Consider the following 22961-nt stretch of genomic DNA (forward strand, 5'->3'; position numbering starts at 1 on the left):
TATGTTTATATGAGACAGGTCCAGGGGGGATTCGGGCCCGCCTACCCCAACCCCGACGGCGGACACGTGCTGCTGGCGTTCGGGCTGTGACACGGCGGTGGCGCCCGATCCCCCGCGGGTCGGGCGCCACCGTCTCGTACAGTCCGGATCTCGTGAGCCTTCGACCCGAGCTGTCCGGAACTCCGACCGGGCCGGTGCCGGTGCCCGCCGTCGTCACCGCGCTCGCGGGCGACGACGCCGTCACCCCGGTGTGGCGCAACGCGCTGGGCGGCCTGACCTTCCGGCTGGACGGGGGCGACGGCGTCCGGTACGTGAAGTGGGTCGCGGCCGGGACACCCGAGATCGACCTGCCCGGCGAGGCCGAGCGCCTGGCGTGGGCCTGGCCGTGGGCGCGCGTGCCGCCGGTGCTCGGCCACGGCTCGGATGCCGAGGGGTCGTGGCTGGTCACCGCGGCGGTCGACGGCCGCTCGGCGGTGGAGGCCCGCTGGAAGGCCGAGCCCGCCGTGGCGGCGGCCGCGATCGGTCGGGGGCTGCGCCTGCTGCACGACGCCCTGCCCGTGGACCGGTGCCCGTTCGACTGGGACGTGCCGCGACGGTTGGGGCGGGTCGACGAGCGGATCGCCGAGGGCGATGGGACGGCGGAGTGGTCGCCGGAGCACCGGCGGCTCGGGGTCGTCGAGGCCAGGGCGCTGCTGGACGCCCCGCCGGAGGTCGACCGGCTCGTGGTGTGCCACGGCGACGCGTGCGCCCCGAACACGCTGCTGGGCGACGACGGGTCGTTCGCCGCGCACGTCGACCTGGGGTCGCTCGGGGTGGCCGACCGGTGGGCCGATCTGGCGGTGGCGACGTGGAGCCTGGGCTGGAACTTCGGTCCGGGCCTCGACGACGTGCTGCTCGACGCGTACGGGATCGACCCCGATCAGCGCCGCACCGCCTACTACCGGCTGCTCTACGACCTGGCCTGATCCGGACGATCCGCTTGCCGGCATATACCGCTTTCCGATATAACTCGGGTCATGAGTGCTCGGGTGATGACGGAGCAGACCTTCCTGGTGCTGACGGCGCTGGCGGAGGAACCGCTGCACGGGTACGCGATCGTCCAGGCCGTCGACGCCCTGTCCGAGGGGCGGATGAAGCTGAGGGTGGGCACGCTGTACGGGGTGCTGGACCGGCTGGTGGCCGACGGGTTCGCCGAGCGCGACCGCGAGGAGGTCCACCAGGGCCGGTTGCGGCGCTACTACCGGTTGACCGACAGCGGCGTGCGCGCGCTGTCGGCGGAGGTCGCGCGGTTGTCGGCGAACGTGCGGGCGGCGTCGTTCGTGCTCAAGGCGAGGGGGGCGTTGTGAGGAGCAACCTGGAGAACCGGTACCGCGCGCTGCTGCGGGTCGCGCTGCCCGGCTGGTACCGGGCGGAGCGCGAGGAGGAGATGGTCGGGCTGTTCCTGGCCGACCGCACCGACGAGTTGGACCTGGAGCACGGGTGGCCGGGGTGGGGCGAGGCCGGGGCGACGGTGGCGCTCGGGGTGCGGACGCGGTTCGCCGCGTCGGGCGCTCCGGCGCGGACGGTCGCGCTCGGCGACGTGGTGCGGCTGGTCGCGCTGATCGGCGTGCTGGTGCAGGGCGCCTACGGGACGCAGGGGTTGCTGTCGATGCTGCCGGTCCCCCTCGCCGAGGGCGACCGGCTGGTGGCCGAGGTCGACCCGTTCACCGTGGTGGCGCTGGTGAGCGACCTGGCGATGCTGGTGGGCGCGGTCGCGATGGTCACCGGGTTCCGCACGACCGCCAAGGTGCTGTTCGGGCTGCTGTCGGCGCTGTTCCTGGTGGGCGTGGGCCGCGACGCCGGGCCCGAGGTGGTGTTGGGCCTGCTGTGGCAGTTGCCGGTGTGGGTGACCACCGCCGCGCTGCTCGCGGGGTTCCACCGCGACGCCCCCACGCCCGCGCCGGGCCGGTGGCGGTGGGCGTTGGCGGGCGCGGTGCTGGGCGCGGGCGCGCTGACGGCGGGCAACCTGCTCGCCTATCCGCACGTGGTCTTCGCGCTGACCTCGATGGTGCTGGTGCCCGTCGCGGTCCTCGTCGCCGGGGTCGCGCACCTGGCGCGGCGCGGTGGCCCGGTCGGGGCGCTGGGGCTCGGGTGGTGGCTGGTGGTGCTGCTGCCGGTCGAGGTGGTGTACGCCGCCTACTCGGTCCCGCCGGTCGCGGAACTGGTGGCGGCGATGGCCGTGGTCGGGGTGGCGCTGCTGGTCGTCGGCCTGCGCGGACTCCGACGACCGGCAGCGGCGATCACACCTTGACCGGGACCGGGTTGCCCGAGGCCTCGATCGCGCGCCGCACCGGCACGAAGATCATCAGCACGAACCCGGCCACGAAGAAGATCACCAGCGAGATGATCGCCAACCGGAACGACCCGGTGGCCTGGCCGACACCGGCGAACACCAGCGGGCCCAGCCACGACGTGGAGCGCTCGCCGACCTCGTAGAGGGAGAAGTACTGGGCCTCGCGGCCGGGCGGCACCATCTGGCTGAACAGCGACCGCGACAGGGCGTTGGTGCCGCCCAGCACGAGACCGATGCCCACCGCGAGCCCGTAGAACTGCAACTGCTGGCCCGCCTGCACGAAGTAGGCGGCGCTGACCACGACGATCCACATCACCAGGCTGATCTGGATGGTGCGCTTGGCGCCCCACCGCTTCGCGCCCCACCCGTGCAGCACGCCGCCGAAGAACGCGACGAACTGCACGATCAGGATCGTGGAGATCAGCACCGTCTGGTCGAGCTTGAGCTCCGCGCTGCCGTACTGGGCGGAGACGCCCGCGACGGTGGAGATGCCGTCGGTGTAGATCAGGTAGGTGCCCAGGAACGCCAGCGTCAGCGGGAACATCCGCGCGGACTTGAGGGTCTGGCCGAGTTCCTTGAAGCCCGCGACGATCAGGCCCGCGCCGTGCTCGCCGCCGTGCGGGGCCTGGTGCTGGCGCAGCCGCGCCAGCGGGATGAGGGTGAACCCGGCCCACCACAGCCCCGACAGCACGAACGCGAGCCGCACCGACATGGCCTCGCTGATGCCCACGGCGTCGTGGCCGATGAACAGCGCCAACTGGATCGCCAGCGCGACCCCGCCGCCGAGGTAGCCGAACGCCCACCCGCGCGCCGACACCGCGTCGCGTTCGTCGGGGGTCGCGATCTCCGGCAGGAACGCGTAGTAGACGACCACCGACGAGCCCCAGCAGATGTTGGCCGCGATGAACAGCAACACCCCCAGCGTCCAGTTCGAGCCGCTGACGAACCCCAGCGCCGCCGTGGCGATCGACCCGGCGAACGCGAACGTGCCGAGCATCTTCTTCTTGTTCTGGGTGCGGTCGGCGATGGCGCCCATCACCGGCAGCACCAGCACCTGCACGACCGTCGCGATCGACAGCAGGTAGCCCCACAGGGACCCGGCCGGGAAGTGCGCGCCGAACGCGGAGATGTCGCACTGCTGCAACGAGCTGTCGGCGCACGCGTTCGGGCCGTTGCGCGCGACGTCGGCCTTGGCGTCGTTCTCGGCGATGGAGGTGAGGTACAGCGACAGGAACACCGTCCCCACCGAGGTGGGGAACACCGAGTTCGCCCAGTCGTACCAGCACCAGCCCCGCTGCTCGCGGACCCGTTGGGGGGCGGTGCCCGCGCTGTCCGAGTCTCCTCGATCTGGGCTGCTGTCGACCACGCTCATGACGGCGGACTGTACTGGTCACCCGACCGGATGATCGACGGTCACCCCAAGCTGTTGTCAACCCGCCACCCGGATGTCAGCCCGCGGCCCACGCCGACCGCTCCCGCAGCACGGTGCGCAACACGTCGGGACGGTCGGTGACCAGCCCGTCCACGCCCAGGTCCAGCAGGCGGGTCATCTCCGCGGCGTCGTCGACGGTCCACACGTGCACCTCGTGGCCGCGCCGGTGCGCCACGCGCACGAACCGCTCGTCCACGACCCGCAGCCGTCCGCTGGAGGCGGGCACCTGCGCCAGCGCCCCGCGCACCGCGACCCCGGCGACCGGGACCCGTCCGGCCATCCACAGCGCGCCGACCGACCGCGGCCCCATCGACGTGAGCAGCCTCGGCCCGCCCAACCGCCGCAGCCGCGCGAGTCGGGTGTCGGAGAACGACGCCAGGCACACCCGGCCCATCGCCCCGGCCCGCCGCAGCACCGCCAGCACCGGCTCCACCGCGGAGTCGGCCTTCACGTCGATGTTGACCATCGCGTCGGGCAGCTCCTCGAGCAGATCCGCCAACCGGGTGATCTTCTCCCGGCCGCCGACCAGCGCCCGCCCCACCTCCGACCACGGCTGCGCCGCCACCCGACCCGTCCGGTCGGTCGTGCGGTCCAGCGTCGCGTCGTGGTGCACCACCACCACGCCGTCGGACGTGGCGTGCACGTCGGTCTCCAGGTAGCGGTAGCCCTCTGCGGTCGCGCGCCGGAAACCCGACAGGGAGTTCTCCATGCCGGCCAGGTCGTCGAGGTGCCACCCCCGGTGGGCGTACGCCCTCGGGTGCGGCCCGTCCAGATACGGATGCGTGTCGCTCACGGCAAGCAGTGTGCCTTGGCGGCGTGGCGCTGGAGCGAACGGCAGGTGGAGGGATACCGTCGCGCGCCATGGAACTGGTGACCGAGGCCGAAGGCGCCGTGGGCGTGCTCGGCCAACGCCGCGAGGTCGCCCGGCATTGCGCCTGGTGCGGTCGGCGACTGCCCGACCACGGCCGGATCGGCCGTCCTCGCCGCTACTGCGCCCAACCGTGCAGGCAGCGCGCCTACGAACGGCGCGCCGCGGTGCAGCGGGGCGGGCTCCCGGAAGACGCCGTGGTGCTCTCCAGCACCGAGCTGGCCGATCTGCAGGACAGGTTGTTCCAGCTCAGGTGCGCCGCGGAGGACATCATGACGGCGGCGGAGGACGGGGCGGGCGGCGAGGAGCTGCGCGGCCTGGCCGCGGGCATGGTGGACGCCGCGCGAGGGTTGGAGCGGTTGCGCTGAACGGTAGCGGCTTGCCCACCGACCGTGATCTCGACCATCATGTCGCGCAGGTGGCGAGGAGGATTGCGTGAGCGGCAACAGCGCCTTGTACCGCGAGGTGCTCGACCGGGCGAACGTCGGCTACGGCGTCACCGACCCGCGGGGCACGCTGCGCTGGGCCAACCCGGCCCTGGCGGGACTGCTCGGCGTGGCGGTGGAGCACGTCGTGGGCCGCTCGCTGCCCGCGCTGCTGCCCGGCACCCCCGAACGCCCCCGCTCCGGTCTGACGCTGCTCACGCCGAGCACGTGCGACCAGGGCCACCGGTGGCTGGAGGTGTCCTGCCGCCGGATCTCGCCCGACGAGCTGCTCTACCAGATGGTGGACGTCAGCGCGTGGCGTGATCGCGAGCTGGAGGCCACGCACGAAGCCGACGCGCTGCGCCGCGCCCAGGTACTGGGCCGCATGGGCACGTGGGAGTGGCACATCCCCGAGGACCGGATCGTCTGGTCGGACACGCTGCTCGAGATGTGGCACATGCCCAAGGACACGCAGCTGGACTTCCAGGGCTACGTGGACCTGGTGCACCCCGAGGACCTGCCGATGATCCAGGCGGTCCTGGAGGAGGCGATGCGCACCGGCGCGGGCTTCAGCTTCACCCACCGCATGGTGCGGCCCGACCCGGACACCGGCACGACCGTGGAGCGGGTGTTCGAGTGCTTCGGCGAGGTCGTGCACGACGAGCACGGGTCCCCGGTGCGGGCGCTGGGCACCGCGCACGACATCACCACCGCGCGGCGGGTGCACGACGAGCTGCTGCTGATGGCCGAGCAGGACCCGCTCACCGGGTTGTCCAACCGCCGGGCGATCACCCGTGAGCTGGAGCGCCAGTTGGCGACCGGTGGCGACGGGGCGTTGCTGCTGCTGGACCTGGACAACTTCAAGGACGTCAACGACCTGCGCGGGCACGCCGTGGGCGACCGGCTGATGCGGTCGCTGGCGGTGGCGCTGCGGTCGCGGTTGGAGGAGCCGCAGCTCATCGGCCGCCTGGGCGGGGACGAGTTCGCGGTCGTGCTGCCCGGTCTCAAGCCCGTCGAGGCGGAGGTCGTGGCGAACCGGCTGCGGGACGCGGTGTCGGCGTTACCCCTGGTCGGTGTCGCGCCGAACTCGCGGGTCACGGTCAGCACCGGCGTGGCGGCCTACACGTGCGGGGACGCGTGGGAGCTGGTGCTCGCCAACGCCGACCTCGCGCTGTACGCGTCCAAGGCCGCGGGCCGCAACCGCGTCACCGTCTACGAGCCGGGCCACTACGCGGACACGGTGAAGCGGGTGTCGGTGATGGACCGGCTGCGCACCGCCCTGGAGACCGGTGGGCTGGCGCTGCACGCGATGCCGATGGTGCAGCTCATCTCCGGCAAGGTCCTGGGCCACGAGATCCTGCTGCGCCTGGAGGACGGCCAGGAGCCCTACCTGGGGCCCGCGGAGTTCCTCCCGGAGGCCGAGCGGTCCAACCTGGTGCACGACATCGACCGGTGGGTCATGAGCCGCGCCATCGACACCCTCATCGAGCACCCGGACCCCGAGCTGCGGTTCAACGTCAACGTGTCGGGCCGCACGCTGGAGGACGAGGACTTCGCCGGGTTCGTCCTGGACCGGCTCGCCGGGGCCGGGGTGGCGCCGGGCCGGTTGGGGCTGGAGATCACCGAGACCGCCGCCGTCACGAACCTCGACGCGGCCAAGTCGCTGGCGGTGAAGCTGCGCGGGTTCGGCTGCCGGATCACCCTGGACGACTTCGGCTCGGGGTTCGGCTCGTTCGTCCACCTCAAGCACCTGCCCATCACCGGCATCAAGATCGACGGCGAGTTCGTGCGCGGGATCGACGAGCACAGCACCGACGCGGTCCTCGTCGCGGGAATAGTGCAAATCGCCCAGGGCCTCGGGTTGTCCGCCGTTGCCGAGTGGGTGGAGCGCCCGACACAGGTGGAAGCCCTGATCAGGCTGGGTGTGCGGGTGGGCCAAGGGTTCCACCTGGGCAAGCCCCGACCGTTGGCCGAGGTGCTCGCGGAGCGCGCGGTGGGGCCGAATGGAGCATTGAAGTCGTCTCGGTAGGACGCACATGATTGGGCCCGTTCGGGGATTCAGACCAAGTGAACGGACCCACCACGTGCCCCAGTTGTACCCGGCCCGCGGGCTGCGCCGGATCGAGTTGTCCACCGCCGCGCCCGAGGCGACCGCCGACTTCCTCGCCCACCTCCTCGGCTGGGCCGTCCTGCCCGAACCCGACGACGTGTTCGGGGGCTGGGTGGGCGACCGCCTCGCCGTGCGCGTCAGCCCCGGCGACACCACCACGTGGCGACTCGTCTTCGCAGGCACCACACCCCGCGACCTGGCCCACGACACCGCCGTCGACCGCGGCCGCGTCCTGCACGGCCCGTGGGCCCCCGAACCGCGACCGGGTGAACCGTGCTGGGTGGAGGCGCGCGGGATCACCGACGCCGCCTACCCCGACGAACTGGGGTGGAAGGTCCGCGACCCCGAGGAGCCGTTCTCGCTCTACGACGCCGAGTTCGACGGCGACGCCCGCCCCGTCGCGGGCCGCGACACCACCGACACCGGCGCCGCGCCCGGCTGGATGGTCCACTTCGCCACCCCCGACGTCGACACCGCCGCCAAGTCCGCCACCGACCTCGGCGGCTCCGTGGTCGTGGAACCCCACGAGGTCCCGACCGGGTACGTCACGTCCGTCGCCACCCCCGCCGGGGCGGTCCTCACGCTGCTGCAAGCGCCCGCCGGGTGGGGCGGGGCGTGGGCGCACGTCCCGGAACCCACCGACTCCGGGACGCCCTGACCCCCGCGCTCAGCCCAGCTCGGGCGGGAAACCTCCGGTCGCGATCGGACCCCACCGTTCGATCGCGACCCGGATGAGGCTCTTGCCCTGCCGGACCATCGCCGCCCGGTACTCGTCCCAGTCGGGGTGCTCGCCCGCGATGCAGCGGAAGTACTCCACCAGGGGCTCCACCGAGTCCGGCAGGTCCAGGACCTCGGCCCGCCCGTCCACCTGCACGTAGGGGCCGTCCCAGTCGTCGGACAGCACGCACACGCTCACCCGGTCGTCGCGGCGCGCGTTGCGGGACTTGGCCCGCTGGGGGTAGGTCGACACGACGATCCGCCCCTGCGGGTCGACCCCGCACGCCACCGGCGACACCTGGGGGCGTCCGTCGGAGCGCTGGGTGATGAGCAGCCCGCGGTGACGCGGACGGAGGAACTCGAGCAGGCTGTCCCGCTCCACGACATCAGCGGTGGCGATCTTCGGCATGCCACCAGCCTAGGAGACCCCGCCCGTCGGGGCCGCAAGACTGGGGCCGGTAGGGGCGCCCCGACTGCGCGAGGATGGGGGCATGCCCCGGTTCACCTCCTACGACGGCACCACCCTCGCCTACCGCGTCCTCGGCCACGGGCGGCCGCTGCTGTGCCTGGCGGGGGGCGCGGGCCGCGCGTCGGCCTACCTCGGCGACCTGGGCGGGCTGTCGCGGCACCGGCGGCTGGTGGTGCTGGACAACCGGGGGACCGGCGACTCCGACGCGCCCGCCGACCCGGCGACCTACCGCCGCGACCGGCTCTCCCACGACGTCGACGCGCTGCGCCGCCACCTCGGCCTGGACCGGATCGACCTGCTCGGGCACTCCGCCGGGGCGGGGATCGCGTTCACCTACGCCACCGACCACCCCGACCGGCTGGACCACCTTGTCCTGCTCACCCCCGCGCTGCGCGCCGTGGACCTCACGCCCACCTCCCAGGACTGGGCCCGCCACCTCGAGTCGCGTTCACGGGAGCCGTGGTTCGCCGACGCGGCGGCCGCGCTGGAGCGGCTCAACGCCACCGGGGGAGACCACGACGACCGGCTGGCCGCCGCACCGCTGTTCTACGGCCGCTGGGACGACACCGCCCGCGCGCACGCCGACGCGGAGAAGACCCAGCGGTCCCCGGAGGCGTTGGCGGGCTACTGGGCCGAGGGCGCGTTCACCCCCGGTGTCACCCGCCGCGCGCTGCGGGAGGTCGACATCCCCGTGCTGGTGCACGCCGCCGACGCCGACCCGATCTCACCGCCGCACCGGTGCGCCGACCTCGTCGAGCTGATGCCGACCGCCACGCTCACCGTGCAGCGCGGCGGGCACTTCCCGTGGCTCGACGACCCCGACCACCTGGTCGCGACCCTCGTGGGGTTCCTGGGCTGATCGGGTGGTTCCGGCCCGGACCCCACGCCTGGCCCCGACCGATGTGAGCATCACTCCGTATTCACCCACCACGGCGCTCCTCCTCCCATCGTGGTCACCCTTCGGGTGGTCACGATCACCGGAAGTGAGGACTGTCCATGAAACCCCGGCACTCCGCGATCCCCGCACTGGTCGCGCTCACCCTCGTGGTCACCACGACCGCCCCCGCCCGCGCCGTCGACGCGAACCTCCCAGGCGGCACCGGCATCTCCGTCGCGATCACCGGCCCCGCCGACGGCGCCGTCCTACCGCCCGGCCCGGTCACCGTCACCGGAACCGCCTCCATCGGCCAGGGCCAGCCCGTCGCCAACACCTCCCTCACCTACGTCCTGGACGTCTCCGGCAGCACCACCACCGCCGTCGGCGCCGGGTGCGGGGGAGACCAGAACGGCGACGGAGCCGCCAACCAGATCCTCGACTGCGAGGTCGCCGCCGGACGAGCCCTCAACGCCCAAGCCGTCGGACTCGGCACCGTCGCCCAGGTCGGAGCCGCCGTCTTCGGCTCCACCGGAGCCACCGCCGACGCCCGCCCCGCGGCAGGCGAGCAACTCATCACCACCCCCGGAGCCGACGACAACGCCAACGGCACCCGCGACATCGAGGAAGTCCTCACCTCCGCCACCAACAACCCCGGCGGACTCACCCGCTTCACCGCCCGCAGCACCGGCGGCAACACCAACTTCGCCGACGGCATCACCAACTCCACCACCGTCGCCACCGCCTCCACCACGCCCCGCAAGCTCGTCGTGTTCCTCTCCGACGGCATGAACAACGGCCCCTCCATCACCGGACCGCTCGCCGCCGTCCCCACGAACGTCGACTACTACACCTTCGCCGTCGGCACCGGCTCCGCCTGCGGCAACACCACCGGCGACACGCTCCAGCGGATCGCCAACGCCACCGGCGGCACCTGCACCAACGTCCCCGACGTCGCCCAACTGCCCGCGATCCTGCCCGGCATCATCGCCTCCACCCTGACCGGACTCACCCTGCGCGTCGACGGCGGCGCACCCACCCCCATCACCGCCACCACCCCCGGCCTGCCCCAGAACGGGCCCGCCAACCTCACCTACACCGTCGACACCGCCGCCCTCACCCCCGGCACCCACCAGCTGTGCACCACCGCCGCGGGCACCGACGGCGGGGGAGACGGCACCGTCACCGACTGCCACACCATCACCATCAACGCCCCACCCGTCGTCACCACCGGCGGCCCCTACGCCGGACAGGAAGGCACCCCCGTGTCGCTGGCCGGGACCGTGACCGACCCCGACGGCCCCGCCCTCACCACCACCTGGACCACCACCCCCGCCACCGGCGTCGACCCCGGAGCCACCTGCACCCTCGGCAACCCAGCCCAGCAGACCACCACCGTCACCTGCACCGACGACGGCGTCTACACCCTCACCCTCACCGCGAACGACGGCCTCAACACCCCCGTCGCCCGGTCCACCACCCTCACCCTCACCAACGTCGCCCCCGCCGTCACCATCACCACCCCCACCGGCGGCTCCACCTTCACCCGCGGCACCCCCGTCACCATCACCGCGCCCTTCACCGACATCGCCACCAACGACACCCACACCTGCACCGTCGACTACGCCGACGGCACCCCCGTCGCCACCGGAACCGTCACCCAGGCCCCCGGCTCCGGCACCTGCACCGCCACCCACCCCTTCACCGCACTCGGCGCCCACAACGTCCTCGTGACCATCACCGACGACGACGGCGGACAGGCCACCGCCACCGTCAAGATCGTCACCTACCTGCGCGGCGAGGCCTTCGCCCTCGCCGCCACCGGACTCATCACCGTCGCCAAGACCCCCCACGCCACCTGCCCGCCCAACGAGGACAAGACCACCGCCACCCTCACCGTCCTCGGCCTCGCCACCGTCCAGGCACTGCACGCCGACTGCACCCTCGACCCGGCCACCGGCACCACCACCGCCAACGCCACGGTCGACGGCGCCACCCTCCTCGCCGGGGCCATCACCATCACCATGATCGAAAGCCACTGCACCTCCAGCGCCGGCGGCATCGTGGGCAGCTCCAAGGTCGGCACCATCAACGGCACCCCCATCGGCACCGGCACCGGCTCACTCGGCATCCCCGGCGTCGCCACGGTCTTCTACAACGAGACCACCACCACACCCGCCGGACAGCTCGTCCAGAACGCCATCCGCGTCAAGACCCTCCTCGGCCAGGAGATCATCCTCTCCGGCTGCCGACTCGGCTGACCCCACCGGAGCCCGCCCCCACACCGGGGCGGGCTCCTCACGCGGGCAACCGCGCGGGCTCGTCGTGCAACCCCGTGAACAGATCACCGCCGTGCGTCACCCGCACCACCACCTCCTCCGCCACGAACGACAGGTCCTCCGGCCGCTCGCACGCCTCCACCTCGTCCCACGACACCGGCGTCGACGCCGTCGGAGTCGCCCGCGCCCGCAACGAGTACGGCGCGATCGTCGTCTTCGACGGGTTGTTCTGCGACCAGTCGATCAACACCTTCCCCGGCCGCGCCGCCTTCGCCATCGTCGACACCACCAACTCCGGGAACTCCCGCGCCAACCGCTGCGCCAACTCCTTCGCGTACACCGACGTCCGCTCCGGCGACGACACCTCCACCGCCGCGTACAACTGCATCCCCTTCGACCCGCTCGTCTTCGCGAACACCGGAACCCCGTCGTTCTCCAACTCCGCCCGCAACAACTCCGCCACCCGGCAGCACTCCACGATCGTCGCGGGCAACCCCGGATCCAGGTCGAACACCAACAGGTCGGGGGAGTGCCGACCACCACGCGGCCCCACCGTCCACTGCGGCACGTGCAACTCCAACGCCGCCAGGTTCGCCACCCACACCAACGTCGCCAAGTCCTCCACCACCACGAAATCCGCGTACTCGTTGCCCCGCGCACTCCCCGGCGTCTCGATCCGCACCGTCCGCACCCACTCCGGCGCGTGCCTCGGCACGTTCTTCTCGTAGAACGACGGCCCGTCCACCCCGTCCGGGTACCGCCGCAACGTCGCCGGACGCCCCGCCAGGTGCGGCAACAACACCGGAGCCACCCGCGAGTAGTAGTCGATCACCTCCGCCTTGGTGAAGCCCGCACCCCGGTACAGCACCTTGTCCAGGTTCGACAGCCGCAGCAGCCGCCCCTCCACCCGCACCGTCGTCGTGTCACCCAAGACGCCGCACCTCCGCGGGCCCCTTGTCCGGCCGCAACCCCCGCCACGCCGGGTGCCGCATCCGCCCGTCCGACGTCCACTGCCGGTGCACCACCTCACCCACCAGCTCCGGACGCACCCACAACGCCCCCTTCGCCCGCTCCCGCGGCACCGCCGTCGTGAACGGCGACACCGACTGCCCCAACCCCCTCAACCGCGTCGTCAACACCGCCAACTCGGCGTCGGAGAACCCCGTCCCCACCGACCCCACGAACGCCAGGCCGTCGTCCTCGGGGATCCCCAGCAGCAGAGCGCCGATCACGCCCTTGCGCTTGCCCTCACCGGGCCGCCAGCCGCCCACCACCACCTCCTGGGCCTGCCAATCGGTGATCTTCACCCACAACGGCGACCGCGCACCGGGGGAGTAGAGCGAATCCGACCGCTTTGCCACCACCCCTTCCAACCCCTGCTCCCGACTCGCCGCCAACACCGCCGCGCCATCACCCCGAAACGCCGGGGGAGTCAGCCACGACGGACCGCTCAACCCCAACTCCTCCAACAACGCCCGCCGATCCGCGTGCGCCAACCCCACCGTCGACCGCCCCTCCAGGTGCAGCAGGTCGAACACCAGCAACGTCACCGGCGTCGACCGCGCCGCCCGCCGCGCCTGCGCCGCCGACGACGCGTGCATCCGCTGCTGCAACGCCGCGAAACTCGGCCGACCACCCGAGAACGCCACGATCTCCCCGTCCAGCACCACCTGCGTCACGCCCAACCGCGCACCCAACGCCTGCAACTCCGGATACGTCGACGTCACGTCGTTGCCCACCCGACTGGAGATCGTCACCCGACCACCCTCCACCCGGACCACCGCCCGCACCCCGTCCCACTTGAACTCGTACGACCAGTCACCATCGCGCTCCGCCGACGGCAACGACCCCGCCGTCGCCAACATCGGCAGCAAACCCTCCGGCAACGACTCCCAGTCCGGCCGCGCCGCCACGTGACGACGACGCACCATCCAGTCCTTCCCCGACCGCCCATCGCGCCGGAAGAACACGAACTCGCCGTCCACCCGATCCCCGTGCAGCACCACGTCCACCTCGCGGTCGCTCCACTTCACCGTCTCGTACCGGCCGCGATCCCACAGGAACATCTCCCCGCCGCCGTACTCGCCCTTCGGGATCACCCCCGAGAACCCCGCGTACTCCAGCGGGTGGTCCTCCGTGCGCACCGCCAACCGGATCACCCCCGGCTCCGGCGGCAACCCCTTGGGCACCGCGAACGACACCAGCACCCCACCGCGCTCCAACCGCACGTCCCAGTGCAACGACGACGCGTGGTGCTCCTGGATCACGAACGTGTCATCAGCACCGCGGGGGAGCACCCCCTCGTCCGGCACCGGTTCGGGAGTGCGCCCCGGATCCCGCTTCCGCCGGTACTCCGCAAGGTCCGCCATGACCGCGCCCTCAGGCGGAACTGGCCTTCTTCTCCGACGACTTCCCCTTCGCGGACTTCACCGGCTTCCCCGGCTTGGCCGACGTGGCCCGCGACGACTTCGCCGCCTCCACACTCCGCTCCAACGCCGTCATCAAGTCGATGACCTCACCCTTCTCCTCCGACTCCGCCGCGACCGGCAGCACCGCACCCTCGGCCTTCGCCGTGATCAGCCGCTCCATCGCGTCCCGGTAGTCGTCGGTGAACTCCTCCTCCTCGAACGACCCCGCCATGCTCTCCACCAGCGACGACGCCATCCGCAACTCCTGCGGCCGCACCTCCACGTCACTACCCAGGAAGTCGAACTCCGGCCGCCGGATCTCATCCGGCCACAACATCGTGTGCAACACCAGCACGTCGTCCCGCGCCCGCAACGTGGCCAGGGTCTGCCGCTGACGGATCGTGATCTTCACGACCGCCAACCGCTCCGCGTCCTCCAACGCCGTCCGCAACAGCACGTAGGGCCGCACCGCGGTCTTGTCCGGCTCCAGGTAGTACGACTTCTGGAAGTAGATCGGATCGATCTCCTCCACCGGCACGAACTCCAACACCTGGATCGCCCGATCCGTCTCGATCGGCAACGACTCCAAGTCCTCCGAGTCGAGCATCACCACCCGACCGTCGTCCAGCTCGTAGCCCTTGGCGATGTCCGCGAACGCGACCTCCTCGCCGCACACCGAACACACCCGCCGGTACTTGATGCGCCCGCCGTCCTCGCGGTGCATCTGGTGGAACCGAAAGTCGTGCTCCTCCGTGGCCGAGAACAGCCGCACCCCGATGGTGACCAGGCCGAAGGAGATCGCACCACGCCAGATCGACCTCATGGCAACTTGCTACCCCCGAAATGCGGATCCCGCACCCCGGCGTCACCCAGATGGGCTAATGCCACCGTGGCTCCATCACGCCACCGAACGACCCCGTGACCTGCGGTGACCCAATCCACGACTACCGGACAGGCGGCGGCTTCTCGCCCTGCACCTTCTCCAGACTCCGCCGCAACGCCGTCATCAAATCCATCCCACCCGTCTCCTCCGGCGCCCGCGCCGCCGGGATCACCGCCCCCGCGCTCTTCGCCAGGATCACCGCCTCCAACGCCTCCCGGTAGTCGTCCGTGAACGCCGAATGGTCGAACTCCGCCGTCATCGAGTTCACCAACGACAACGCCATCCGCACCTCCCGCGCACCCGACCGCGACGGCGGCACCACGAACCCCGGATCCCGCACCTCATCCGGCCACAACAACGTGTGCAACACCAACACATCACCCCGCGGCCGCACCACCGCCAACGTCTCCCGCCGCCGCAACGTGATCTTCACGACCGCCATCCGCCACGACCGCTCCAACGCCTCCCGCAACAACACGTACGACGGCACACCCACCTCATCCGGCCGCAAGAAGTACGCCCGGTGCAGGTAGATCGGATCGATCTGCTCCGCCGACACGAACTCCACCACGTCGATCACGTGATCCGACGACGACGGCAACCCCTCGAAGTCCTCCGGCTCCACGACCACCAACCGGCCATCCTCCAACCGGTACCCCTTGGCCATCGCCTCCGCCGAAACCTCCTCACCGCACACCGAACACACCCGCCGATGCCGAACCTGCCCACCATCGACCCGATGCACCTGGTGGAACCGAAAACCGTGCTCCTCCGTAGCGCCGAACACCCGAACCGGGATCGACACCAACCCGAACGAGATCGCCCCACGCCACAACGCCCGCATAACACCAGGGAACACCCACCGAACGCCCGTGCGAACCCAAGTCACCCGCACGCACCAGCCACTACTCCGACCCGTCCAACCTCCCCAACGCCCGATACGTCCGATTGCTCGCCGCAGCCGACCGCCGTTCGCGCGCCGTCGCCTCGATGTAGTTCTGACTCGTCGCCAACGACGCGTGCCCCAACAACGCCATGATCTCCGACGCCGACGCCCCGTCCTCCGCCAACCGCGTCGCGAACGTGTGCCGCAACGCGTGCAGGTTCGCCCCCGTCGGCACCCGGTCGTGCAACCCCGCCCACCGGAAGCACGACTTCACCAGGTACTCCAACCCACCCCGCCCGATCGCCTCACCCCGCCGATCCCGCAACAGGGGAGACCCCCGATCGAACCCCGCCATCGGGAACCGCGAACGACACGACACCAGGTACGCCTCCACGATCCGCTCCATCGACGGCTCGATCGGCACCGACCGATCCCGATTCCCCTTCCCGACCACGTGCAACCGCCGCTCACCGGCCCGCCCCACGATCGACGCCAACGTCAACGTCCGCATCTCCGCCGACCGCAACCCCGCCACCAACCCCAACGCGATCACCAACACGTCCCGCTCCGGCCACGGATCCCGCCCCCCGTGCGTCCCATCAGCCGCCGCCGTCAGCAACTGCTCCGGCGTGTCCTCACCCCGCAACGGCTTCGGCGTCAACGGAGGCGTCTTCGGCCGCGCCACCGCCCCCATCGGATTCCCCGGCAACAAGTCGTCCGCCACGCAAAACGTGAGGAACTGGTTCCACGTAGACCACGCCCGCAACACCGAACTCTTCGCGTGGGAATCCGCGAACACCCCGAACGCCGCCCGCAGATTCCCACTGGTCAAATCCTCGACCACCAACTCGTCGACAGACGTGGAAAGCGACTCGGCGAGCAACACGGTGACCCCGGCGAGATCACGACGGTAGGCGGCGGTGGTGTGGGGGGAGTCCTTCCTCGGCCGACGGGCGAGGAAGAACGAGTCCTGGGCGGCGAGCACTCGCATACCGATCTTGTACCGCACACCACCGACAGTCAGCGGACTGGCCCGCCGAGTTGATCACCGGATGGGGTGGGGACTTGATCAAGGCGCGGGGGAGGGGAGTAGCGAAGTCGCAGCTAGAGGCCTTGTATCAGGCAGACGACCCACCGAACGAGTGGATCTCGACGCGGGACGGCGAGGCCGACGGGAAGGCGGTGTCGACAGGGTCGCGAACGCGGGTTACCGCGGCGACCCGACCCACCTGGCCGACCCACCTGGACAGAGGGCAGCGGAGGAGGCCGTGACAAGGCCGCAGCAGCAGTGGTGGAGAGGGTGGGGGACGGCGTCGGGGCAGTAGTGGCGGTCGTAAGTAGTGGTGGTGGCTGGAGTCGGAGCGGTGGTCGTGGCCTGGTGTTCGCGTTGCCAACTGGGTTCTGGGGGTTTGGCCAGCTCGTCTTGGCGATCTTGATCCTGCGAACTTTCCGCCCGTTTTGCCGTGTATTCGGCATTACTCCGGTTTGCTGGATAATGGCGATTATGCATGAAATGGCGACCTAGAAGGGGGGCCGCTGCTCCGGGGGACGGCACCCTCCCGATGATCTTCGGACCACCATTTCGGGCTGTTTCGCACTCGCTCCATGTGCGGCGCGCACTGCCGCGCACTGAGGACTCGAATCGGCTAGCGCGAGACGGCGGCCGGGGCCTGAGGCTCCAGGAAGGGCTCCAAGGGCGGCTCCGAGCTGTCCCGAGGTTGTTTCGGCGACATCCGGTTACTCCACCTACATACGTCACTGTGACGTTTGACAGCTCGCGAACCAGCCAGCCATCGACCCATCAAGGGTTCTCCGGCCCGTCAGGTCGCTCGCCGGCTCGCCCAAGCCGCCTGTTGTCGATTCGGCAGCGTGCGCTCGCGGGCGGCGCGTGGCTGCGGCTCGCCGAGTGTCGTGCGGTGCGTACACACGCGACGGGTTGCTTCTCGGGCGTCCGCCAGGCCCTCTCGTGATCTTGATAATCCCAGGTCGCTGAAACGCCGATAATCTACATTATGTTAAGTCGCGGTTCTGAAGCCCGGTCCCCTGGCGTACACGGCCAGTGCGTCGACGAGGGTGGCCGCGTCGAGGCCGTGGGCGGTGATGTCGTCGCGGCCGGTCATGGTGTCGGCGGCGAGGAGGGCGTTGAGGATGGCTTCCTCGGTGGCTTCGATGGCGGCGTAGAAGAGCGGGTCGATGTGGGTGTCGTTGAGCGTGGTGAGGGTGCGGGTGGGGGCGGTGGTCCTGAGGGCGTCGCGGTTGGCCGTGGAGAAGGCGAGGACGCCGTCGCCGCTGCTGTCCTCCCCTGCTCCCCCGGTTCTGGCGATGCCGAGGGTGGCGCGCTGGGCCAGCCGTGTGCACTGGTGTGGGAGCAGGGGTGCGTCGGTGGCGACGATGACGATGATGGAGCCGCTGCCGGGTTTGTAGGTGGGTTCGGGTGGTTGTGGGGTGGGGATGTGGGCTAGGTCGGGGCCGATGGGGGCTCCGAGGACGGTGAGGCGGTCGCGGACGCCGTGGTTGGCCTGGAGCAGGACGCCGACGGTGTAGCCCTGGTCGGTGACGCGTGAGGCGGTGCCGGTGCCGCCTTTGAAGCCGTGGCAGGTCATGCCGGTGCCGCCGCCGACGTTGCCTTCGGCGGGTGGTGCGGTGGTGGCGGTGTCGTAGGCGTGGTGGACGTGTTCGTGGTGGACGTGTTGGCCGTTGATGTCGTTGAGGACGCCGTCCCAGGTCTCCCCCACGACGGGCAGGGTCCAGATGCGGTGGTGGGGGCCGTGGGTGGCGGCTTCGATGGCGGTGAGGGTGTCGCGGACGGTGCCGACGCTGCCGGTGTTGGTGAGGGCGACGGGGCTCATGAGGAGGCCGTTCTCGCGGATCCAGGCGGTTCCGGTGAGTTCGCCGTTGCCGTTGAGCCAGTGGTGGCCGGCGTGCAGGGGTTGGGTGAAGACGTCGCCGTCGTGCGGGAGGAGCACGGTGACGCCGGTGCGGACGGGCCCCTCCCCTGGGCGTAGTGGTCCTTCTCCCCTGGTGAGCGTGGTGTGGCCGACGCGGATGCCGGTGACGTCGGTGATGGCGTTGTGGGGTCCGGGGGTGCCGGTGCCGACGATGATCCCGGCGTCGCGGGCGCGGCGTGTGGTCATGTCGGGATGGTCGCACGGGGGTGGTGGGCGGTACGTTGGCCGGACCGTACCGACCGGTCGGTACCTCAGTGTGGAGGAGTGTGTCGTGGCGTTGAGCGCGCGGGAGTTGTGGCGGATCCTGGAGCCGGTGCACGGGATGATCTACTTCGTGCCCGAGGCCCAGGAGCGGTTCGCGGCGCTCGGTCTGGACCGGATGGCGGGGTACTTCGCGTCGCGCGCGGCCGCGTTGGGGCCGGTGTCGGGTGAGGTGGTCGTGGCGACGTTCTACAACTTCAACCCGGTGATCGTGCACGCCGCGGTGCCCGCCGCGTGGTCGGTGACGACGCCCGCGGCGTTGGTGGAGGCGCGGTACGAGGCGGTGGGGGCGGCGTTGCGGCGTGGCCTGGGCGAGTTGGCCGACGACGTGTCGGAGCTGGCGGGGTTGGTGCGGGGCGCGGCCGAGCGGGCGTGCGAGGTGCCGCAGGGTCGGCCGTTGTTCGCGGCGCACGCGGCGTTGGCGTGGCCGGAGGACCCGTTGCTGGTGTTGTGGCACGGGCAGACGTTGTTGCGGGAGTTCCGGGGTGACGGGCACGTGGCGGCGTTGTTGCTGGAGGGGTTGAGCGGGATCGAGGCGTTGGTGGTGCACGCGGCGAGCGGTGAGGTGTCGGCGGAGGCGTTGCGGCGGTCGCGTGGGTGGTCGGAGGCGGAGTGGGCGGACGCGGTGGAGGGGTTGCGGTCGCGTGGGGTGCTGGACGCCGAGGGTGGGTTGAGCGAGGCGGGGTTGGCTGTGCGGGCTCGGGTGGAGGGGTTGACGGACTCGGCGGCGGAGGTGGCGTACGCGGGGTTGGGTGAGGGTGAGCGGGAGCGGTTCGTGGAGTTGGCGCGGCCGTTGAGCCGTGCGGTGGTGGCGTCGGGGATGTTGCCGTTCGCGAAGCGGTAGGCGGGGTTCCGCGTTCGGCGGTCGGGGCGGGGTCGGGTTGTGCTTTGCTGGGGCCTGTTCTTCCGTCCCGTTACCCGAAGGCGGTGGCATGTCCGCGGAGGATGTGGCTCAGGCGGCGCGCGCGGTGGCGCACGACATGGACACCGAGCGGTGGTCGGCTACCCGTGAGTTCCTGGTGGGGTTCTTCGGCGAGTCGGGTGGGGCCGACCTGGTGAGGGTGGACCACAGTCGGGAGCTGGTGGTGGAGGCGGACGCGGAGGACCGGGAGGCGTTGCGGCGGGCCGCTGTGCGTTTTCTGGGGCAGCGGTTCGGCGAGGTGGTGGCGCGGCGTCCGGGGGCGGGTGCGGAGTTGCGGGCGTTCGTGGCTCCGCGGGTGGATCCGGTGGTGGGTCACCAGGTGGTGCAGACGGCTCACGCGTCGGGTGGGAGTCAGGTGTTCCAGGCGGGTGGGTCGCAGGACGTCCGGTTCGGGCGTCGGTGAGCTAGAGGGGCCCGTTGTAGAGGACGGTTCCGGCGGCGTCGGTGGCTTTGGCGGTGAGGCCGGTGATCTTGTCGCGTGGGAGCGGGACGAAGTAGGCGAAGGTCTCGGAGTCGGCGTTGGCGAGGATCTCCTTGCCGCCGGGGAGGAAGATCTGGACCTTGGTGACCTGCGGGAGGGTGCGGCCGTAGCCGAGGAAGCCGGTGTCGGCGTCGATGCCGCCCGCTTTGGCGAGGACCTTGTTGGCGTTGCGGAGGGTGGCCTCGGTCATGGGGCCGACGCCGGAGCCGCTGCCGAGGGGGTGGACGCCGCACATGGCGATGGTGCGGGGGGTGCTGGCGACGACGAGCTTGTGGCCTTGGCCGTCGTCGATGAGGGCGCCGAGGGTGAAGTTGGCGGGGTCGAGTTCGGCGTTGCCGCAGGCGCGCAGGAGTTCGGCTTTGACGGCCTGGGGGTCTTTGGCCTTCTGCTCGCGTTGGGCTTGGCTGGGTGTGGTGGCCGTGGGCGGGGTGGTTTCCGCGGCGGCTGTCTGGTCGTCTGGCTGCCACAGCGCGTTGCTGATGACGGCGAGCAGCAGCGCGACAGCGGCGGCCACGATGGCGGTGGCCCGCATGGATCCGATCGGCACCGTCTTCCCTTCACTCCTGGGTGAAAGTGTGGCACGAACGGGTGAGGAAGATCGACACCAGCCTCACTTTGGGCTCAGGACGGTGGTGCGTTTGACCTCCGCGCTCTCCAGTGCGTCGTGCACGGGCACGTCGTAGGCGGCGAGGACGGTGAACTCGGCGTGGGGCAGGTGGGCTCGTTGGGGGTCGCCGACCAGGACGGTCGCTCCCCCGGTGGCGGCCGCGCGCAGGAACGGCAGGACGCGGGCGGCCATGTCGCGGTCGTAGAAGACGTCTCCGGCGAGGACGACGTCGTAGTCGTCGGGGGCGCTGCCGAGGAGGTCTCCGGTGGTGACGGTGAGGGTGACGTCGTTGAGGGCGGCGTTGAGGGTGATGGCGGCGGCGGAGCGGGTGTCGATGTCGTTGGCGGTCACGTGGGCGGCTCCGGCGAGGCGGGCGGCGATGGCGACGAGTCCGGATCCGGCGGCGAGGTCGAGGACGCGGCGGCCGGTGACGGTGTCGGGGTGGTCGAGGACGTGGCGGGCGAGTGCTTGTCCCCCGGCCCAGGGGAAGGCCCAGAAGGGCGGGGCGAGTTCGTCGGTGGCTTCCCAGAGGGCGATGACGTCGTCGGCTCCCCGCAGCACGACCTCGGGGACGAGGGGGACGGGGTGGGGGCGGGTGTGGTGGAGGACGAACGCGGTGTGGTCCACCTAGGCGGTGGCGTGTCGGTCGGGTCGGACCGGGGCGCGCGGGGCCGGGCGCGGTGCCGCGCCGAGGCGTCGGCCCCGGTCGTTCTCGGGCGGGGTGAGCGGCTGGCGGACCATGTCGTGATGGTAGTACCGGGATTTTCCCGCCGGTTTCGGTGGTGGTGACTCCCCCGCCGTCATGCCGGGGCGGGCGGGGTCGTCGATCATGGGGTGACTTCGAGAGCGGGGACCCCACTGTGAGCAGCATCCTGATCTCCGGCGCGAGCGTCGCCGGTCCGACGTTGGCGTCGTGGTTGGCGGCGTCGGGGTGGGACGTGACCGTCGTGGAGCGGGTGGACCACCTGCGCACGGAGGGCCAGAACGTCGACGTGCGCGGGGTGGGGCGGCAGGTGTTGCGCCGGATGGGGTTGGAGGAGGCGGTGCTGGCGGCGCACACCGGCGAGCGGGGCACGGACTTCGTGGACGGGCGGGGGCGGGTGATCGCGGCGTTCGAGGGCGGTGCGGACGACACGTCCGGGGGGACGGCGGAGGTGGAGATCCTGCGGGGCCAGTTGGCGGCGATCCTGCACGAGCACTCCCGCGAGTCGGTGGAGTACGTGTTCGGGGATCAGGTCGCCGCGCTGCGCGATGACGGGGCGGGGGTGGACGTGGAGTTCCGGCACGGTCCCGCGCGTCGGTTCGACGTGGTGGTGCTGGCCGAGGGGTTGCGGTCGCGGACCCGGTCGCTGGTGTTCCCGGACGCGCGGGTGGAGGAGTTGGGGCTCTACACGGCGTATCTGGCCATCCCCCGTGTCGAGGGTGACGGTGAGCGGTGGCGGGTGTTGACCTGTGGGCGGGGGCGGGCGCTGTACCTGCGCCCGGACAACGTGGGCACGACGCAGGCGGGGTTGAGCTTCGTCTCCGACGTGCGGGGGTTGGACCGGCTGGGGCACGACGACGTGGTGGCGGTGTTGCGGGCGACGTTCGCCGACGTCGGCTGGGTCGCCCCGCGCGTGCTCGATGCCCTGGACACGGATTCGCTGTACTTCGAGGCGATCGGGCAGGCGAAGCTGCCGTCGTGGAGCCGCGGTCGGGTCGCGCTGCTGGGCGACGCGGCCTACTGCGCCTCCCCTGTCAGCGGCATGGGCACGACGCTGGCCGTGGCGGGTGCCTACGTCCTGGCCGGGGAACTGACCCGTGCCGACGATCCGCGCGCGGCGTTCGCCGCCTACGAGCGGGTGCTGCGCCCCCTGGTGACGAAGGCGCAGAAGCTGCCGCCGGGCGCGCCGCGGATCGCCCACCCCCGTGGCCGCGTGCAGCAGGGGCTGTTCCGGACCGCGGTGCGGGTGGCGAGCGCCCCGCTGGTGAACCGGGTGGCGGGGGTGGCTCAGGGGTGGACGACCCCGCCCGCCGAGGCGATCGAACTGCCGGACTACCCGATGCCCGCCGCCTGAGG

Annotated in this window: 22 protein-coding genes; 11 read left to right on the plus strand and 11 right to left on the minus strand. The window is 71.4% G+C overall.

The genetic code is table 11. From position 1 onward, the window contains the following. Positions 1-152: 152 nt before the first annotated feature. The 3 genes from ACFWW9_RS24770 to ACFWW9_RS24780 are packed head-to-tail and all read left to right on the plus strand — an operon-like array spanning position 153 to position 2290. Positions 153-965 (plus strand): phosphotransferase, encoded by an 813-nt coding sequence (locus ACFWW9_RS24770; RefSeq protein ID WP_390382387.1) that lies wholly within the window; start codon positions 153-155, stop codon positions 963-965. 51 nt (positions 966-1016) lie between these two features. Then, positions 1017-1346, plus strand: coding sequence for a PadR family transcriptional regulator (locus ACFWW9_RS24775; RefSeq protein ID WP_390382391.1), 330 nt, complete (start codon positions 1017-1019; stop codon positions 1344-1346). Further along, positions 1343-2290, plus strand: a complete 948-nt coding sequence (locus ACFWW9_RS24780; protein WP_390382394.1) for a hypothetical protein — start codon at positions 1343-1345, stop codon at positions 2288-2290. Before ACFWW9_RS24775 ends, ACFWW9_RS24780 begins: the two co-directional genes overlap by 4 nt. Here the strand turns inward: ACFWW9_RS24780 and ACFWW9_RS24785 are convergent. Both ACFWW9_RS24785 and ACFWW9_RS24790 read right to left on the minus strand, forming a co-directional pair. After that, positions 2280-3704 (minus strand): MFS transporter, encoded by a 1425-nt coding sequence (locus ACFWW9_RS24785; RefSeq protein WP_390382397.1) that lies wholly within the window; start codon positions 3702-3704, stop codon positions 2280-2282. The genes ACFWW9_RS24780 and ACFWW9_RS24785 overlap by 11 nt on opposite strands. Positions 3705-3780: 76 nt before the next feature. Then, positions 3781-4557: a glycerophosphodiester phosphodiesterase gene (locus ACFWW9_RS24790; RefSeq protein WP_390382400.1), complete on the minus strand. Its 777-nt coding sequence runs from the start codon at positions 4555-4557 to the stop codon at positions 3781-3783. 68 nt (positions 4558-4625) lie between these two features. Between ACFWW9_RS24790 and ACFWW9_RS24795 the strand changes: the two genes are divergently transcribed. The 3 genes from ACFWW9_RS24795 (at position 4626) to ACFWW9_RS24805 (ending at position 7825) form a co-directional block, all read left to right on the plus strand. Further along, positions 4626-5000, plus strand: a complete 375-nt coding sequence (locus ACFWW9_RS24795) for a hypothetical protein (protein ID WP_390382403.1) — start codon at positions 4626-4628, stop codon at positions 4998-5000. Between the two features lie 67 nt (positions 5001-5067). Next, the gene (locus tag ACFWW9_RS24800; protein WP_390382404.1) at positions 5068-7086 is read left to right on the plus strand and encodes a putative bifunctional diguanylate cyclase/phosphodiesterase; all 2019 of its coding nucleotides are present in this window, start codon (positions 5068-5070) and stop codon (positions 7084-7086) included. A gap of 55 nt (positions 7087-7141) precedes the next feature. Beyond that, positions 7142-7825 (plus strand): hypothetical protein, encoded by a 684-nt coding sequence (locus tag ACFWW9_RS24805; protein WP_390382406.1) that lies wholly within the window; start codon positions 7142-7144, stop codon positions 7823-7825. Between the two features lie 9 nt (positions 7826-7834). Here the strand turns inward: ACFWW9_RS24805 and ACFWW9_RS24810 are convergent, their stop codons facing one another. Then, complete coding sequence (locus tag ACFWW9_RS24810) at positions 7835-8293, minus strand: PPOX class F420-dependent oxidoreductase (RefSeq protein ID WP_390382408.1); 459 nt, start codon at positions 8291-8293, stop codon at positions 7835-7837. 82 nt (positions 8294-8375) lie between these two features. Here ACFWW9_RS24810 and ACFWW9_RS24815 point away from each other — a divergent pair, with 82 nt between their 5' ends. Beyond that, a complete protein-coding gene (locus ACFWW9_RS24815; RefSeq protein ID WP_390382410.1) occupies positions 8376-9212 on the plus strand; it encodes an alpha/beta fold hydrolase in 837 nt (278 codons plus the stop codon). A gap of 137 nt (positions 9213-9349) precedes the next feature. Then, positions 9350-11488 carry a choice-of-anchor P family protein gene (locus ACFWW9_RS24820; protein WP_390382412.1) on the plus strand — a complete coding sequence of 713 codons (2139 nt, stop codon included), beginning with the start codon at positions 9350-9352 and terminating at the stop codon, positions 11486-11488. A 37-nt stretch (positions 11489-11525) separates the two neighbouring features. On the opposite strand, the gene ligD (ACFWW9_RS24825) is transcribed toward ACFWW9_RS24820, so the two are convergent. The 6 genes from ligD (ACFWW9_RS24825) to ACFWW9_RS24850 form a co-directional block, all read right to left on the minus strand. Next, entirely contained in the window at positions 11526-12437 is a 912-nt protein-coding gene (ligD, locus tag ACFWW9_RS24825; RefSeq protein WP_390382415.1) for a non-homologous end-joining DNA ligase, read from the minus strand. Further along, on the minus strand, positions 12430-13875 hold the full coding sequence (ligD, locus tag ACFWW9_RS24830) for a non-homologous end-joining DNA ligase (protein WP_390382418.1): 1446 nt from the start codon (positions 13873-13875) through the stop codon (positions 12430-12432). Before ligD (ACFWW9_RS24830) ends, ligD (ACFWW9_RS24825) begins: the two co-directional genes overlap by 8 nt. A gap of 10 nt (positions 13876-13885) precedes the next feature. After that, entirely contained in the window at positions 13886-14737 is an 852-nt protein-coding gene (locus ACFWW9_RS24835; RefSeq protein WP_390382421.1) for a Ku protein, read from the minus strand. Positions 14738-14858: 121 nt separating this feature from the next. Beyond that, the gene (locus tag ACFWW9_RS24840; protein WP_390382424.1) at positions 14859-15641 is read right to left on the minus strand and encodes a Ku protein; all 783 of its coding nucleotides are present in this window, start codon (positions 15639-15641) and stop codon (positions 14859-14861) included. 61 nt (positions 15642-15702) lie between these two features. Continuing rightward, entirely contained in the window at positions 15703-16692 is a 990-nt protein-coding gene (locus ACFWW9_RS24845) for a tyrosine-type recombinase/integrase (RefSeq protein ID WP_390382427.1), read from the minus strand. A gap of 1006 nt (positions 16693-17698) precedes the next feature. After that, positions 17699-18817: a P1 family peptidase gene (locus tag ACFWW9_RS24850; RefSeq protein WP_390382430.1), complete on the minus strand. Its 1119-nt coding sequence runs from the start codon at positions 18815-18817 to the stop codon at positions 17699-17701. 85 nt (positions 18818-18902) lie between these two features. Between ACFWW9_RS24850 and ACFWW9_RS24855 the strand changes: the two genes are divergently transcribed. Both ACFWW9_RS24855 and ACFWW9_RS24860 read left to right on the plus strand, forming a co-directional pair. Continuing rightward, positions 18903-19736 (plus strand): hypothetical protein, encoded by an 834-nt coding sequence (locus ACFWW9_RS24855; protein ID WP_390382433.1) that lies wholly within the window; start codon positions 18903-18905, stop codon positions 19734-19736. 88 nt (positions 19737-19824) lie between these two features. After that, a complete protein-coding gene (locus ACFWW9_RS24860; protein WP_390382436.1) occupies positions 19825-20217 on the plus strand; it encodes a hypothetical protein in 393 nt (130 codons plus the stop codon). 1 nt (position 20218) lies between these two features. Here ACFWW9_RS24860 and ACFWW9_RS24865 read toward each other — a convergent pair whose 3' ends face one another. Next, entirely contained in the window at positions 20219-20842 is a 624-nt protein-coding gene (locus ACFWW9_RS24865) for a hypothetical protein (RefSeq protein ID WP_390382439.1), read from the minus strand. 63 nt (positions 20843-20905) lie between these two features. Next, positions 20906-21529, minus strand: coding sequence for a class I SAM-dependent methyltransferase (locus tag ACFWW9_RS24870; protein ID WP_390382442.1), 624 nt, complete (start codon positions 21527-21529; stop codon positions 20906-20908). Between the two features lie 233 nt (positions 21530-21762). On the opposite strand from ACFWW9_RS24870, the gene ACFWW9_RS24875 reads away from it, so the two are divergent. Further along, the gene (locus ACFWW9_RS24875) at positions 21763-22959 is read left to right on the plus strand and encodes an FAD-dependent monooxygenase (protein WP_390382444.1); all 1197 of its coding nucleotides are present in this window, start codon (positions 21763-21765) and stop codon (positions 22957-22959) included. Positions 22960-22961: the final 2 nt, after the last annotated feature.

This window comes from Umezawaea sp. NPDC059074 (assembly GCF_042738955.1).
Lineage (GTDB): Bacteria > Actinomycetota > Actinomycetes > Mycobacteriales > Pseudonocardiaceae > Umezawaea.

Excerpts from the sequence above, each read along its gene's own strand:
- ACFWW9_RS24775 (WP_390382391.1), top strand. The coding sequence starts at position 1,017 with ATGAGTGCTCGGGTGATGACGGAGCAGACCTTCCTGGTGCTGACGGCG.
- ACFWW9_RS24785 (WP_390382397.1), bottom strand. The coding sequence starts at position 3,704 with ATGAGCGTGGTCGACAGCAGCCCAGATCGAGGAGACTCGGACAGCGCG.
- ACFWW9_RS24795 (WP_390382403.1), top strand. The coding sequence starts at position 4,626 with ATGGAACTGGTGACCGAGGCCGAAGGCGCCGTGGGCGTGCTCGGCCAA.
- ACFWW9_RS24810 (WP_390382408.1), bottom strand. The coding sequence starts at position 8,293 with ATGCCGAAGATCGCCACCGCTGATGTCGTGGAGCGGGACAGCCTGCTC.
- ACFWW9_RS24815 (WP_390382410.1), top strand. The coding sequence starts at position 8,376 with ATGCCCCGGTTCACCTCCTACGACGGCACCACCCTCGCCTACCGCGTC.
- ACFWW9_RS24820 (WP_390382412.1), top strand. The coding sequence starts at position 9,350 with ATGAAACCCCGGCACTCCGCGATCCCCGCACTGGTCGCGCTCACCCTC.
- ligD (WP_390382418.1), bottom strand. The coding sequence starts at position 13,875 with ATGGCGGACCTTGCGGAGTACCGGCGGAAGCGGGATCCGGGGCGCACT.
- ACFWW9_RS24835 (WP_390382421.1), bottom strand. The coding sequence starts at position 14,737 with ATGAGGTCGATCTGGCGTGGTGCGATCTCCTTCGGCCTGGTCACCATC.
- ACFWW9_RS24840 (WP_390382424.1), bottom strand. The coding sequence starts at position 15,641 with ATGCGGGCGTTGTGGCGTGGGGCGATCTCGTTCGGGTTGGTGTCGATC.
- ACFWW9_RS24850 (WP_390382430.1), bottom strand. The coding sequence starts at position 18,817 with ATGACCACACGCCGCGCCCGCGACGCCGGGATCATCGTCGGCACCGGC.
- ACFWW9_RS24860 (WP_390382436.1), top strand. The coding sequence starts at position 19,825 with ATGTCCGCGGAGGATGTGGCTCAGGCGGCGCGCGCGGTGGCGCACGAC.